The organism is Streptomyces sp. NPDC050085 (assembly GCF_044460595.1).
Taxonomy (GTDB): Bacteria; Actinomycetota; Actinomycetes; order Streptomycetales; family Streptomycetaceae; genus Streptomyces.
Map to the genome: position 1 here is coordinate 18,988 of NZ_JBITJZ010000011.1, position 14,286 is coordinate 33,273.

Here is a 14,286-nt window from a genome sequence, read left to right on the forward strand (position 1 = left end):
CGCCCAGGCGCCGTAGGGGTTCCGATACGTCGGCGAGTACGGATTCGTCGTGGCTGGTCGCGCAGTTCCTCGCGCCCCTAGGAAGTCATCCCTTGGCCCTGGCTCTCGGGTCGAGCCAAACAGTCGCTATGTCCACCGCCAGGAGTGCCACCAGCACCGCCGCCGTGAACAGCATGAACAGGGCCTGCATCAGCGGGTAGTCGACGTTCTGGACCGCGTTGTAGAGGAGGTAGCCGACGCCGGGGTAGTTGAAGACGTACTCGATGAGGATCGCGCCCGAGATGACGAAGCCGAGGGACATGGCGAAGCCGGCCAGGTTGGGCAGGACCGCGTTGCGGGCCGCGTAGGCGTACATGATGCGGCGGTTGCCGAGGCCCTTGGCGCGGGCCATGCGGACGTAGTCCTCGGCCAGGGTCGTGATCATGTTGTTGCGCATGGTCAGGATCCAGCCGCCGATCGTCGTGATGAGGAGCGTGGCCGCGGGGAGGATCGCGTGGGTCAGGACGCTGCCGACGAAGCCCGGGGAGAAGCCGGGGACGAGTGAGGTGTCGTAGTTGAAGTTGGCGGGGAGCAGGCCGTCGGTGCCCTGGGAGAAGACGAGGATGAGGAGCAGGCCTACCCAGAAGTAGGGCAGCGCCGAGGTGACGACGAAGACCGGGGGCAGGATCGCGTCGAGGGCGCTGCCGCGGCGCCAGCCCGCGACGGTCCCGATGAGCGTGCCGAGCACGAACGCCAGGACCGTGGTGACGCCGACCAGGCCGAGCGTCCAGGGCAGGGCGCCGCCGATCAGCTTGGTGACGGGCTCGCCGAGGGACTGGCCGATCGAGCGGCCCCAGTCGCCGGTGAACATGTGGCCCAGGTAGTTCACGTACTGGACGGCCACGTTCTCGTGCGGTGTGAAGCCGAACGACGTCAGCATCTGCTCCAGGGAGTCCCGGGAGACCCGGCCGCGGGTGCGCACGGTGAGTGCGTCGACCGGGTCGCCCGGCATGAAGCGCGGGATGAAGAAGTTCAGGGTCAGGGCCACCCAGAGCGTCAGGACGAAGAAGCCGAGGCGGCGCAGGATGAAGCGCACGGGTCACCGCCTACTGGGCCGACTTGGAGTACAGGTGGGTGAGGACCTGGCCGGTGTCGGGCCAGGTGTACGCGGAGGGCTGGGCGTAGGGGTTGTCCTGTGTGGGCCAGCCGTCGATGTCCTTGGTGTTGTACTGGAACCAGTTGACCGACTCGACGACGGGGATCACCGGGACGTCGTCGACCATGTACGTCGCGACCTCCTTGACGATCTCGGTCTGCCGGGTCTCGTTCGCCGACGCGTACTCGTTGAGGAGCTGGTCGACCTTGGGGTTCTTGTAGCGCTCCCAGTTGGTGGAGGCGTTCTTGCCGAGCGGCGCGGTGTTCGCGGAGTGCAGCATCTGGCGCAGTTCGTAGTACGGGGTGGGGCCGCTGGACTGCTGGGCGTAGTACGCGAGGTCGTAGTCGCCGGTGTAGAGCTTGCCGACCATGGTCTGCTGGGCGAGGTCCTGGACCTGGAGGTCGATGCCGACGGCGGCGAGGTCCTGCTTGATGACCTTGAGCGAGGCGTCCCAGTCGGTGTACCCGGTGATCGTGATGATCTTGAGCTTGAGCGGCTTGCCCGGTGAGTAGCCGAGGTCGGACATGAGCGCCCGCGCGCGGCCCGGGTCCGGCTTGTCGAAGCCGCCCTCCTTGACCGTCTTCGCGTCGTAGTACTTGTCGAAGGTCGGCGTGACGATGCCCGACTGGTTCGCGGCGGGCTCCTGCCCGCCCACGCCGATCTTGGAGACCTTCTCGCGGTCGATGGCGTACGAGATCGCCTGGCGGACCTTGAGGTTACTGGTCATCTTGTGGGACGGGTCGAGGTTCGGGTGGATGCTGACGTTCAGGACGGGCGGCGACCAGGTGTGGTTGTCGGGCGACTTGTCCAGGTAGAACTGCTTGATGCCCGGGATGAACTGGCTGCCCCACTGCGCCTTGCCGTTGGCGAGGTCGAGGTTGGCGGGGCCGTTGTCAAGGTAGGCCGGGTACTCGACCTTCTGTATGTACGGCTTGCCGGGCTGCCAGTAGCCGGGGTTGGCCGTGTACTGGATGTTGTTGGGCGTGCAGGGGTCGACCTTGAACGGGCCGGTGCCGACGGGCTTCTTGTCGACCCAGGTCTCGGGGTGTTCGGCCGCGGCGCCGGTGCCGAAGACGTGCTCGGGGACGATGGCGACCTGGTGCGCGAAGGCGTAGAAGTACGGCTGCGCCGCCTGCTTGAACTTCAGGGTGACCTGGTCGCCGGAGGCGGTGACGGACTGGAGCCCGGCCGTGGTCCACAGCGCGTACAGGTCGGTGGCCGGGGCCTTCTTCATCAGGTTGAAGGTGAAGGCGACGTCCTTGGCGGTGAAGGGCTGTCCGTCGTTCCACTTCACGCCGGAGCGGACCGTGAAGTCGATCTGCGTCTTGTCGGCGTTCCACTTGTAGCTCTTGGCGAGCATCGGCGTCTCGGCCGCGTCCTTGAGGGTGTTGACGAAGACCAGCGGCTCGTAGACGAAGCCGATGGAGGTGTTGTAGACGGCCGGGTTGAACGGGTTGAAGTTGCACGGCCAGGTCTGTCCCGCCGTGTTGGCGATGGTGACCGTGCCGCCCTTCTTCTTCGGGCCGCTGCTCTGTGCGGAGTCGGTGCCTTGGCCGCCACCGGAGTCCTTGTGCTTCGTCTCGGAGCAGGCCGTGGCGGCGAGTCCGAGGATCAGTGCGGTGGCGAGGATGCGCGTGGGCCTCATTCCAGCCAGTCCCTTCGGGTCCTGGTGCGTCAGATACGGGTGCGCGCGGCCTCGACGGCCAGCGCGAGTGCCCCGAGCAGGGGCGCGTCGTACGGATGCGCGGCGGGTACGAGCTGGGGCGGATAGGGCACGGCCGCGTCGAGGGCGGCGCGCAGCGGGTCGTGCAGCGCGTCCCAGGAGCGGACCATGCCGCCGCCGACGACGATCCGCTCGGGATCGACGGCGATGGTGAGGTTGACGAGGTGGAAGGCGAGCTCGTCGAGCAACTCGCCGATGTGGTCGGCGAGTTGGGTCGAGCCGTGGGCGGCGGCGCGGGTGAGTGCCTTGCCGCTGACGGCCTCTTCCAGCGGGGTGTGGTCGGTGCGGCCCACGTCCTGGAGGGAGCGCAGGTTGTAGCCGATCTCGCCGGAGGCGCCGTTCCGGCCGGTGAGGACCGTGCCGCCGACGACGAGGGCGACGGCGAGTCCGGTGCCGAGGTTGAGGTAGAGGCCGGGGTCGCAGCCCCGCAGCGCGCCCGCGTCGTACTCGTGGCGGGCGGCGGCCTTCACGTCGGTGGCCAGGCGCAGCTCCGACTCCGGGAAGGCCAGGGCGAGTTCACGGCCGAGGGCGAGGTCTTCCCAGCCGGGGATGTTCGGGGCGAGCGCGACGCCCTCGTTGCCGGGGATGCCGATGGTGGAGACGCCGACGGCGACCGGTTCGCGGCCGTCGAGGAGGGTGCGGGCGGCGTCCACGGCGCGCTTGAGTCCTGCGTGGGCGCCGTGTTCCGCCGCGGTTTCGACGGTGAGGTCGTGGAGCCTGGTGCCGTGCGGGTCGGCGACGGTCAGAGCCGTCTTGGTGCCGCCGAAGTCGAGAGCGAGGACGACGGGCGTGGCGGGGGGCACGTTCACATGGAGCTCCTCACGCGGGTGGGAGGCGCCAGTAAAGTTACGTAACTATATGAGCGACCGCCGCTGTGCGTAAGTCCTCGGTGAGGACCCGTCGTTCACTCGGGCGGTTTGTCGATGAGAGGGATTTCTGTGCGGCGTCAGCGCGGTGGTGGGCGGGATGCCCGCTGGTGGTTCACGTGCGGCGGGATCGCGTTCGGGGCCCTGTTCCTGGGGATCGGGCTGTTGCTCGGCGGGTCGTCCGCCTCGATGGTGAGCGGCGGCGAGCACGCCCGGGGCATCGTGGTCGACCTGGAGTGGAGCGCGGGGAGCGATCCGGTCGCGCACCCGGTGGTCGCGTTCACCCCGGCCGGCGGCGAGCCGGTGCGCTTCACGAGCTCGATGGGGTCGAGCCCGCCCGCGTACGACCTGGGCGAGCGCGTCGACGTGCTCTACCGGGCCGATGATCCCGGGGACGCGCAGATCGACGGGTTCGTCTCGCTGTGGCTGCTGCCGCTGGTCTTCGGCGGGGCCGGTCTGGTGATCCTCGTGATCGCGCTCGCCTTCGCCGTGGCGCGGCGCAGGCGGTCCCGGGCGGTGCCCGGCGGGTCCGTGGCGTCCGACGTGTCCGACGTGTCCGACGCACCGGTCGTGCTCACGAAGAGGTAGTTCGGCGAGCAGGACGTGCAGGAGCCCCCGGCCGGACGGCCGGGGGCTCCTGCACCATCAGTGCCGTGCGGTGCGGCTCAGCCGGTGAAGCCGGCCGTGATCTTCGTGAACTGCCAGTTGTCCTGGGCGATGCCGGAGCAGTTCTCGGCGACGCCGCCGCCCGCGCACGGCCGGTCGCGGTTGACCGACCAGAAGGCGAGGCGGGCGAGGTGCTTGCTGTTCGCCCAGTCCTTGATCTGGGTCCAGATGGCGGGCGTGGTGATCTCGCTCTGGTCGCTGACGCCGTTCATGCCGGAGATGCCCATGTGGGCGTACGCGGTGGCGTCGTCCCAGCCGTAGACCGACTTGAGCTTGGTCTTCAGGCCCTCTGCCGCATTCACGGTGTTGCCGTACATGTCGCTGCCGCCGCCGAAGTCGAACGGCATGATCGTGAAGACGTCGATGCCCGCGTCCAGGGCCTTGGCCTGCTCGATGAGGCGGTTGCCGTAGTACGTCGGTCCGGTGGTGGCCGTGCCGAAGGTGAGGATGGTCCGCAGACCCGGGTTGTTCGCCTTGACGATCTTCAGGGCGCCCAGGATGCGGTCCTGCACGGCGGTGTTCTCGAACTCGTCGCTGTTCTCGATGTCGACGTCGATCGCCTTGAGCCCGTACGCGTCGATGACCTTCTGGTACGCGCCCGCGAGCGCCTGCGGGGTCGAGCAGTTGGGGCCGAGCTTGTTGCCGCTCCAGCCGCCGATGGAGGGGACGATGTCGCCGCCCGCGGAGCGGATGGCGTTGATCGCGGTCTGGTCCTGGCCGCCGGTGAGCGGACGCGCACCGTCCCAGGCCGGGTTGCAGCCGCCGGAGGACAGGATGAACGCCATGGTGAACCACTTGACGCCGGTGGCGCTCATGACGGTGGACGGGCTCGGCGGATCGCCCCAGCCGGTGTAGAAGTACGGGGCGGCCTGCTTGAAGCCGGTGGGCGGGGTGCCCGCGTTCGTGGTCACGGAGACGGCGTTCGAGGCGGGTGAGCTGTTGCCCGCCGCGTCATGGGCCTTGACCGTGAAGCTGTACGCGGTGGAGGGCGAGAGCCCGGAGACGGTGGCCGAAGTCCCGCTCACCGTAAGGAGCTTGTTGCTGCCGCCGGAGTAGATGTCGTACCCGGTGACACCGACGTTGTCGCTCGACGCGCCCCAGGACAGGGAGACGCTGGAGGACGTCTTGCCGGTGGAGGTCAGGTTCGTGGGCGCGGTCGGTGCCTGGGTGTCGCCGGGGTTGCCGCCGGGTCCGTCGAGGCTGATGTCGTCCGCGTAGTAGGTGCCCTGCGCGTACCAGCCCTGGGTGTAGATCGTGGCGCTGGTCTGGCTCGCGCCGGTGGTGAACTTCACCGTCAACTGGCTGTACGAGGACGGGGACTGGGTCCAGGTGGAGGCGCCGCCGTCGACGCCGAGGTAGACGTAGTTGCCGCGCAGCCAGCCGGAGAGCGTGTAGGCGGTGTTCGGCTGGACGGCGACGGTCTGGGTGCACTTGGCGTTGTCGCTGGAGGTGGCCGCTCCGGCCAGGGCCTTGGTGCCGCCGTGGACCGGGGTGGAGACGACGGAGCCGAGGTTGCCCGAGCAGGTCCAGGGGCCGAGCGAGCCCGATTCGAAGCCGGGGTTGGACAGGACGTTGGCCGCCTGGGCCGTGCCGGGGAGGGCGACGGCGCCGGCGAGGGCGAGCGCGGCCGCGGCGACGAGGCCGAGAAGGCGGGGTCTTCCCCGGCGGGGACTGCTGTGGTGTGGGGACACGCGAACTCCCGTGGCGGTAGGGGGATTTGGGGGTGTGCGTGGAGCGTGTCGTTCCTGTGGCCCTCATAAGTTGGTATGGACCAATGCGGTTGTCAAGGTGGTCCGCCGGACTGCGCTGCACCGCCGCTGGGGCGCGTGATGCAATGGGGGCCACAGAGCGGATGCGGGGTGGAGTGCGGCGTGGTGACGAACGGTGGGCCCGGCACGGAGGGCATACGTCCCCTGGAGGACGGCGACCCGCGGGCGGCGGGTGCCTACCGGCTTGTGGCGCGGCTCGGCTCCGGCGGCATGGGCCGGGTCTACCTGTCGTACACGCCGGGCGGGCGGGCGGTCGCCGTCAAGGTGATCAGGCCCGAGCTCGCGGAGGACCCCGAGTTCCGGCGCCGCTTCCGCGCGGAGGTCACGGCCGCGAGCCGGGTGCACGGGCTGTACACGGCGCCGGTCGTGGACAGCGACACCGAGGGGTCGATGCCGTGGTGCGCGACCGCGTACGTGCCCGGTCCCTCGCTCGCCGAGGCGGTGCGGGAGCACGGGCCGCTGCCGGTCGACACGGTGCTGAAGCTGATCGCCGGGGTGGCCGAGGCGCTGCAGGCGGTGCACGCGGCGGGCATCGTGCACCGTGACCTGAAACCGTCGAACGTGCTGCTCGCCGCCGACGGCCCCCGCGTCATCGACTTCGGCGTCGCACGGGCCTGTGACGCGACGTCGGTGACGCAGAGCGGCACGGCCGTGGGCACGGTGGCGTACATGGCGCCCGAGCAGGTGCTCGGCGGCGAGGCGTCGGGCTCGGCGGACGTGTTCGCGCTGGGTCAGACGGCGGTGTTCGCGGCGACCGGGCGCGGGGCGTTCGGCGAGGGCGATCCGCACGCGGTGCTGTACCGGGTCGTCCACAAGGAGCCCGATCTCGGCCACGTGCCGTACGAATTGCGGGACTTGATCGCCCGCTGCCTGCGCAAGCCCGCCACCGAACGGCCGTCCGTCGCGGACGTCATCCGTACGGTGCAGGTCGCCCGCGAGGCGCGCGGCCTCGACTCGGGGGCGTGGCTGCCGGGCGAGCTGGTGGCGGGGATCGCGGCGCGCGCCGAGGGGGCGCGGATCGTGGGGGCTGCGCCCACGGATGCCGGTCGAGTGGCGCCGCCCGCGGGCGAGTTCGGGCCGCCTCCGGCCTCCGGGTCGCATGCCTCGCTGCCCGGGCCGTTCGTGCTGGGGCAGCAGGCGTACGCGGCCACTCCCCCGCCCGCGCCCGCCCGTCGTACGCGGCGGCCGCGGGTCTGGCTGCTCGCCGCTGCCGCCGTGGCGTTGGTCGCGTGCGGGGCGGGTGTGGCCCTGTTCCTCGCGCCCGGGGACGCGAAGACGGACGAGAAGGCCGACGCCCCGGCGCAGAGCCGGTCGGCCGCGGCGCCCGGGGCGGCGAGCGCGTTCCCGTCGGCCTCGAAGTCGGCCTCCCCCAGCGCCTCCAAGAAGCCGAAGCCGTCCAAGTCGGCTGCCGCGCCCGGCACTTCGCGCCCCGCGGCGCCGACGACCTCCGCGCCCCCGGCCGCCACCACGAGCAGGCCGGCGACTCCGACGACGCCCGCCCCGTCGACGTACGGCGGCATCGTGATGACGAAGAGCCACGACCTGTATCTGGCGGACAGGCCGGTGCGGGCCAAGGCGGACGACGGGCGGTCGAACGAGGACCTGACCTACGCCGTCTACAGCTCGGGCGCGGTGCTCGCGCCCGGTACGACGTCGGGCAGTTCGCTGGCGCTGCTGCCCGCGGGCCGCGTGGGCGGGCTCGACGCGTGCCGTGCCGCGACCGGCTACAAGACGTACATCTGGGTCAAGGACCTCACGGTCGGCCAGCAGATGTGCGTGATCAGCGGGACGGGACACGTGGGCCTGGTGACGTACCGCGGAGGCCGTACGGGCGACGCCCCGTCCGTGACCCTCGACGTGAAGGTCTGGCGGGGCGCCGCCTGAAGTGCCGTGCGAGGGGCCTTACTTCTTCTCGACCGCGTGGCCGCCGAACTGGTTGCGCAGTGCGGCGATCATCTTCATCTGCGGCGAGTCGTCCTGGCGGGACGAGAAGCGGGCGAAGAGGGACGCCGTGATCGCGGGCAGCGGGACCGCGTGGTCGATGGCGGCCTCGACGGTCCAGCGGCCCTCGCCGGAGTCCTGCGCGAAGCCGCGCAGGTCGGTCAGGTGCTCGTCGTCGTCCAGGGCGTTGACGGCCAGGTCGAGCAGCCAGGAGCGGATGACCGTGCCCTCCTGCCAGGAGCGGAAGACCTCGCGCACGTCGGTCACCGAGTCGGCGGCCTCGAGCAGCTCCCAGCCCTCGGCGTAGGCCTGCATCATGGCGTACTCGATGCCGTTGTGAACCATCTTGGAGAAGTGGCCCGCGCCGACCTTGCCGGCGTGGACGTAGCCGAAGTCGCCCTCGGGCTTGAGCGCGTCGAAGACCGGCTTGACGCGGGCGATGTGCTCGTCGGCGCCGCCGACCATCAGGGCGTAGCCGTTCTGCAGGCCCCAGACGCCGCCGGAGACACCGGCGTCGACGAAGCCGATGCCGCGCTCGGCGAGCTCGGCGGCGTGCTTCTCGTCGTCGGTCCAGCGGGAGTTGCCGCCGTCGACGACGATGTCGCCCTCGGACAGGAGCCCCTTGAGCTCGTCGACCGTCGACTGGGTCGCGGCACCCGCCGGGACCATCACCCAGACCACGCGCGGGCCTTCGAGCTTCTCGACGAGTTCGGCGAGGGAGGCGACGTCGGAGACCTCGGGGTTGCGGTCGTAGCCGATGACGTCGTGGCCCGCGCGGCGGATGCGCTCGCGCATGTTGCCGCCCATCTTGCCGAGACCGATGAGACCGAGCTGCATGTCAGTTCACTTACCTTCAGTGCTAGTCGAAGCGGTGCTAATCGAAGCAGTGCTAGTCGAAGCTGTGCTAGTTGCGGCCGCGCAGCGCGCGGTACGTGGCGACGAGGGACTGGGTGGAGGCGTCGAGGCCGGGGACCTGGGCGCCTTCCGTGAGGGCGGGCTCGACGCGCTTGGCGAGGACCTTGCCGAGCTCGACGCCCCACTGGTCGAAGGAGTCGACGTTCCAGATCGCGCCCTGGACGAACACCTTCTGCTCGTAGAGCGCGATGAGCTGGCCGAGGACCGAGGGGGTCAGTTCCTTGGCGAGGATCGTCGTCGTCGGGTGGTTGCCCTTGAACGTCTTGTGCGGGACGAGCTCCTCGGCCACGCCCTCGGCGCGCACCTCGTCGGGCGTCTTGCCGAACGCGAGGGCCTGACCCTGCGCGAACAGGTTGGCCATCAACAGGTCGTGCTGGCCCGCGAGTTCGGGGCTCAGCTCGTCGACCGGCTTCGCGAAGCCGATGAAGTCCGCCGGGATCAGCTTCGTGCCCTGGTGGATGAGCTGGTAGTAGGCGTGCTGGCCGTTCGTGCCGGGGGTGCCCCACACGACCGGGCCCGTCTGCCACTCCACGGGGCGGCCCTCACGGTCCACGGACTTGCCGTTGGACTCCATGTCGAGCTGCTGGAGGTACGCCGTGAACTTGGAGAGGTAGTGCGAGTACGGCAGCACCGCGTGCGACTGGGCGCCGTGGAAGTTGCCGTACCAGACGCCCAACAGGCCCATCAGGAGCGGGGCGTTGGCCTCGGCCGGTGCCGTGCGGAAGTGCTCGTCGACCAGGCGGAAGCCGTCGAGGAGCTCGCGGAAGCGGTCCGGGCCGATGGCGATCATGAGGGAGAGACCGATGGCCGAGTCGAAGGAGTAGCGGCCGCCGACCCAGTCCCAGAACGCGAACATGTTGGCCGTGTCGATGCCGAAGTCCGCCACCTTCCCGGCGTTGGTCGACAGGGCGACGAAGTGCTTCGCCACCGCCGACTGGTCGCCGCCGAGGCCCGCGAGCAGCCAGGAGCGGGCCGCCGTCGCGTTGGTGATCGTCTCGATCGTCGTGAAGGTCTTCGACGCGATGATGAACAGCGTCTCGGCCGGGTCGAGGTCGCGGACGGCCTCGTGCAGGTCGGCGCCGTCCACGTTCGAGACGAAGCGGAACGTCAACTCCCGTGCGGTGTACGGGCGCAGGGCCTCGTACGCCATCGCGGGGCCGAGGTCGGAGCCGCCGATGCCGACGTTGACGACGTTGCGGATGCGCTTGCCGGTGTGGCCGGTCCACTCGCCGCTGCGGACGCGGTCGGCGAAGACGGCCATCTGGTCGAGGACGGCGTGCACCTTCGGCACGACGTTCTCGCCGTCGACCTCGATCACGGCGTCGGCGGGTGCGCGCAGGGCGGTGTGCAGCACCGCGCGGTCCTCCGTCGTGTTGATCTTCTCGCCGCGGAACATGGCGTCGCGCTGCCCGAACACGTCGGTGGCGGTGGCCAGTTCCTGGAGGAGGGCGAGCGTCTCGTCCGTGACCAGGTGCTTGGAGTAGTCGAGGTGCAGGTCGCCGACCTGGACGGTGTAGCGGTCCGCGCGACCGGGGTCGCCGGCGAACAGGTCCCGCAGGTGCGTGCCGTTGAACTTGGCGCGGTGGTCCTCCAGGGCGGTCCACTGCGGGCGGCGCGTCAACAGGGGGTTGGTGTCAGGCATGTTGAACGGACTCCTTGGAGGACGGTGCGCCGGAGGCGTCCCCGTGCAGCGCGACGGCGTACATCTCGTCGGCGTCGAGGCGGCGGAGCTCTTCGGCGATCAGCTCGGCGGTCGAGCGGACCTTCAGCGCGAGGGTGCGCTCCGGCTGACCGGGCAGGGTGAGGGTGGCGAGGGGGCCGTCGGGGCGGTCGATGCGGATCTCTCCGCCGGCCGTGCCGAGGCGGACCGCGGTGACGACGGGGCCCGCGGTCGTGACCCGCTCGACCTGGACGCCGAGCCGGGTGCCCAGCCAGCGCGCGAGCAGCTCGGCGCTGGGGTTGTCGGCCTCGGACTCGACGGCCGCGGAGATGACCTCGGCGCGGGCCTGGTCGAGGGCGGCGGCCAGCATGGAGCGCCACGGCGTGAGCCGGGTCCAGGCCAGGTCGGTGTCGCCTGGGGCGTAGGACGCGGCACGCCGGTCCAGGTCGCCGAGGGCGTCCTCGGCGGCGTACAGGTCGGTGATCCGGCGAGCGGCGAGGGCGCCGAGCGGGTCCTTGGAGGGCTCGTCCGGGGCGTCGGCCGGCCACCACACGACGACCGGGGCGTCGGGCAGCAGCAGCGGCAGGACGACCGAGTCGGCGTGCTTGCTGACTTCGCCGTACGTGCGCAGGACGACGGTCTCGCCGGTGCCCGCGTCAGAGCCGACCCTGACCTCCGCGTCGAGGCGGTTGCCCTGTCGGTCGCGCGGCGAGCGGGCGGTGCGCTTGATGACGACGAGGGTGCGCGAGGGGTGCTCGCGGGACGCTTCCTCGGCGGCCTTCACCGAGTCGTACGCGTTCTCCTCGTCGGTGACGATCACCATCGTGAGGACCATGCCCACGGCCGGGGTCCCGATGGCGCGGCGTCCTTCGACGAGCGCCTTGTTGATCTTGCTTGCCGTGGTGTCGGTCAGGTCGATCTTCATGGCCTGCGCCAGCTCCGTCCGTCTCGTGCGAGCATCTCGTCCGCTTCCTTCGGCCCCCAGCTGCCCGAGGCATACTGCGCCGGCCTTCCACTGCGGTCCCAGTGCGTCTCGACGGGGTCGAGGATGCGCCAGGACTCCTCGACCTCCTCCGTGCGCGGGAAGAGGTTCGCATCGCCCAGCAGCACGTCCAGGATCAGCCGCTCGTACGCCTCGGGGCTGGACTCCGTGAACGACTCGCCGTACGCGAAGTCCATGGACACGTCGCGGATCTCCATCGACGTACCCGGGACCTTGGATCCGAAGCGTACGGTCATGCCCTCGTCCGGCTGGACCCGGATGACGACCGCGTTCTGGCCGAGTTCCTCCGTCGCGGTGGAGTCGAACGGGGAGTGCGGCGCGCGCTGGAAGACGACCGCGATCTCGGTGACGCGGCGGCCCAGGCGCTTGCCGGTGCGCAGGTAGAACGGGACGCCCGCCCAGCGGCGGTTGTCGATCTCCAGCTTCACGGCCGCGTAGGTGTCGGTCTTGGAGGCCGGGTCGATGCCGTCCTCGTCGAGATAGCCCCTGACCTGCTCGCCGCCCTGCCAGCCCGCGGCGTACTGGGCGCGGACCGTGGACCGTTCGAGATCGGCCGGAAGTCGTACGGACTTCAGGACCTTGAGCTTCTCGTTGACCAGCGACTCGGCGTCGAACGCGGCCGGCTCCTCCATCGCCGTGAGGGCGAGGAGTTGCAGCAGGTGGTTCTGGATGACGTCGCGGGCGGCGCCGATGCCGTCGTAGTAGCCGGCGCGGCCGCCGATGCCGATGTCCTCGGCCATCGTGATCTGTACGTGGTCGACGTAACTCCGGTTCCAGATGGGCTCGTACATCTGGTTGGCGAAGCGGAGCGCCAGGATGTTCTGGACGGTCTCCTTGCCGAGGTAGTGGTCGATGCGGAAGACCTGCTCGGGCGCGAAGACGTCGTGCACGATGCGGTTGAGCTCGCGCGCCGACTCGGTGTCGTGGCCGAACGGCTTCTCGATGACGGCCCGGCGCCAGGACCCCTCGGGGGCGTCCGCGAGGCCGTGCTTCTTGAGCTGCTGGACGACCTTGGGGAAGAACTTCGGCGGTACGGAGAGGTAGAAGGCGTAGTTGCCGCTCGTGCCGCGCTTCTCGTCCAACTCGTCGACGGACTCGCGCAGTTGCTTGAACGCGGTGTCGTCGTCGAAGTCGCCGGGGATGAAGCGCATGCCCTCGGCGAGCTGCTGCCAGACCTCTTCGCGGAAGGGGGTGCGGGCGTGCTCGCGCACGGAGTCGTGGACGACCTGCGCGAAGTCCTGGTCCTCCCACTCGCGGCGGGCGAACCCGAGGAGCGAGAAGCCCGGCGGGAGCAGACCGCGGTTGGCGAGGTCGTAGACCGCCGGCATCAGCTTCTTGCGGGACAGGTCGCCGGTGACGCCGAAGATGACGAGCCCGGAGGGGCCCGCGACGCGCGGCAGACGGCGGTCGCGGGGGTCCCTCAGCGGGTTCTCCCAGTCGGCCGTCGGCAGGAGCGTGGTCACTTGGCCTCGCCGCCCTGGAGGCGGTCGGTGACGGTGGCGAGCAGGTCGTTCCAGGCGACGGCGAACTTGGCGACGCCCTCGTCCTCGAGCTGCTGGACGACCTCGTCGTAGGAGATGCCCTGCTGCTCGACGGCGGCGAGCTCTGCGCGGGAGGCCTCGTAGGTGCCGGTGACGGCGTCGCCGTGGATGTCGCCGTGGTCGGCGGTGGCCTTCAGCGTGCCCTCCGGCATGGTGTTGACCGTGCCCGGGGCGACGAGCTCGTCGACGTACAGGGTGTCCTTGTACGACGGGTCCTTGACGCCGGTCGAGGCCCACAGCGGGCGCTGCTTGTGGGCGCCGGCGGCCTCCAGCTTCGCGGCGCGCTCGGCGGCGAAGACCTGCTCGTACGCCTCGTACGCGAGACGGGCGTTGGCGAGGGCGGCCTTGCCCTTGAGGGACTTCGCCGCGTCGGTGCCGACCTTGTCGAGGCGCTTGTCGATCTCGGAGTCGACGCGCGAGACGAAGAAGGAGGCGACGGAGTGGATGGTGGAGAGGTCGATGCCGCGCTCGTGGGCCTTCTCCAGACCGGCCAGGTAGGCGTCCATGACGGCCTTGTAGCGGTCGAGGGAGAAGATCAGCGTCACGTTGACCGAGATGCCGAGGCCGATGACCTCGGTGATGGCCGGGAGGCCCGCGAGGGTCGCCGGGATCTTGATCATGACGTTCGGGCGGTCGACGAGCCAGAAGAGCTGCTTGGCCTCGGCGATCGTGGCCTCGGTCTCGTGGGCCAGGCGCGGGTCGACCTCGATGGAGACGCGGCCGTCGCGGCCGCCCGTGGCGTCGTACACGGGGCGCAGGATGTCGGCGGCGGCGCGGACGTCGGCCGTGGTCATCATGCGGACGGCCTCGTCGACGGTGACCTTGCGGACGGCCAGGTCGGCGAGCTGCTCCTCGTAGCCCTCGCCGGAGCCGATGGCGGCCTGGAAGATCGAGGGGTTCGTGGTGACGCCCACGACGTGACCGGTGGCGACGCTCTCGGCGAGGCTGCCGGACTCGATGCGCTTGCGGGACAGGTCGTCCAGCCAGATGGAAACGCCTTCGTCGGACAGGGCCTTGAGGGGCGACGGGGAGGTGGCGTTGCTCATGGTGTGCTTCATCTTCTTTCG

At 70.2% G+C, this 14,286-nt stretch carries 11 protein-coding genes; 2 read left to right on the forward strand and 9 right to left on the reverse strand.

What is annotated here, in order from left to right; all coding sequences use genetic code 11:
* Window positions 1–85: 85 nt before the first annotated feature.
* From ACIBUY_RS31825 to ACIBUY_RS31835, 3 genes are read right to left on the reverse strand one after another with little or no spacing between them, the layout of a single operon-like run.
* Window positions 86–1,075 (reverse strand): ABC transporter permease, encoded by a 990-nt coding sequence (locus tag ACIBUY_RS31825; protein ID WP_365576093.1) that lies wholly within the window; start codon window positions 1,073–1,075, stop codon window positions 86–88.
* 10 nt (window positions 1,076–1,085) lie between these two features.
* Entirely contained in the window at window positions 1,086–2,780 is a 1,695-nt protein-coding gene (locus tag ACIBUY_RS31830) for an ABC transporter substrate-binding protein (protein WP_365576091.1), read from the reverse strand.
* 29 nt (window positions 2,781–2,809) lie between these two features.
* Entirely contained in the window at window positions 2,810–3,667 is an 858-nt protein-coding gene (locus ACIBUY_RS31835) for an ROK family protein (protein ID WP_399154438.1), read from the reverse strand.
* A 114-nt stretch (window positions 3,668–3,781) separates the two neighbouring features.
* On the opposite strand from ACIBUY_RS31835, the gene ACIBUY_RS31840 reads away from it, so the two are divergent.
* Window positions 3,782–4,312: a DUF3592 domain-containing protein gene (locus ACIBUY_RS31840; protein ID WP_399154439.1), complete on the forward strand. Its 531-nt coding sequence runs from the start codon at window positions 3,782–3,784 to the stop codon at window positions 4,310–4,312.
* Window positions 4,313–4,389: 77 nt separating this feature from the next.
* On the opposite strand, the gene ACIBUY_RS31845 is transcribed toward ACIBUY_RS31840, so the two are convergent.
* On the reverse strand, window positions 4,390–6,081 hold the full coding sequence (locus tag ACIBUY_RS31845) for a fibronectin type III domain-containing protein (RefSeq protein ID WP_399154440.1): 1,692 nt from the start codon (window positions 6,079–6,081) through the stop codon (window positions 4,390–4,392).
* A gap of 180 nt (window positions 6,082–6,261) precedes the next feature.
* On the opposite strand from ACIBUY_RS31845, the gene ACIBUY_RS31850 reads away from it, so the two are divergent.
* On the forward strand, window positions 6,262–8,043 hold the full coding sequence (locus ACIBUY_RS31850) for a serine/threonine-protein kinase (protein WP_399154441.1): 1,782 nt from the start codon (window positions 6,262–6,264) through the stop codon (window positions 8,041–8,043).
* A gap of 18 nt (window positions 8,044–8,061) precedes the next feature.
* On the opposite strand, the gene gnd is transcribed toward ACIBUY_RS31850, so the two are convergent.
* From gnd to tal, 5 genes are all read right to left on the reverse strand, one after another.
* Window positions 8,062–8,937, reverse strand: coding sequence for a phosphogluconate dehydrogenase (NAD(+)-dependent, decarboxylating) (gene gnd / locus ACIBUY_RS31855; protein ID WP_365576082.1), 876 nt, complete (start codon window positions 8,935–8,937; stop codon window positions 8,062–8,064).
* A gap of 67 nt (window positions 8,938–9,004) precedes the next feature.
* Window positions 9,005–10,657, reverse strand: a complete 1,653-nt coding sequence (gene pgi / locus ACIBUY_RS31860) for a glucose-6-phosphate isomerase (protein WP_399154442.1) — start codon at window positions 10,655–10,657, stop codon at window positions 9,005–9,007.
* The gene (gene opcA, locus ACIBUY_RS31865) at window positions 10,650–11,600 is read right to left on the reverse strand and encodes a glucose-6-phosphate dehydrogenase assembly protein OpcA (protein ID WP_365576078.1); all 951 of its coding nucleotides are present in this window, start codon (window positions 11,598–11,600) and stop codon (window positions 10,650–10,652) included. Before opcA ends, pgi begins: the two co-directional genes overlap by 8 nt.
* Window positions 11,597–13,141: a glucose-6-phosphate dehydrogenase gene (gene zwf, locus ACIBUY_RS31870; protein ID WP_365576076.1), complete on the reverse strand. Its 1,545-nt coding sequence runs from the start codon at window positions 13,139–13,141 to the stop codon at window positions 11,597–11,599. Before zwf ends, opcA begins: the two co-directional genes overlap by 4 nt.
* Window positions 13,138–14,265 (reverse strand): transaldolase, encoded by a 1,128-nt coding sequence (gene tal, locus ACIBUY_RS31875; RefSeq protein WP_399154443.1) that lies wholly within the window; start codon window positions 14,263–14,265, stop codon window positions 13,138–13,140. The genes zwf and tal overlap by 4 nt, the downstream gene beginning before the upstream one ends.
* Window positions 14,266–14,286: the final 21 nt, after the last annotated feature.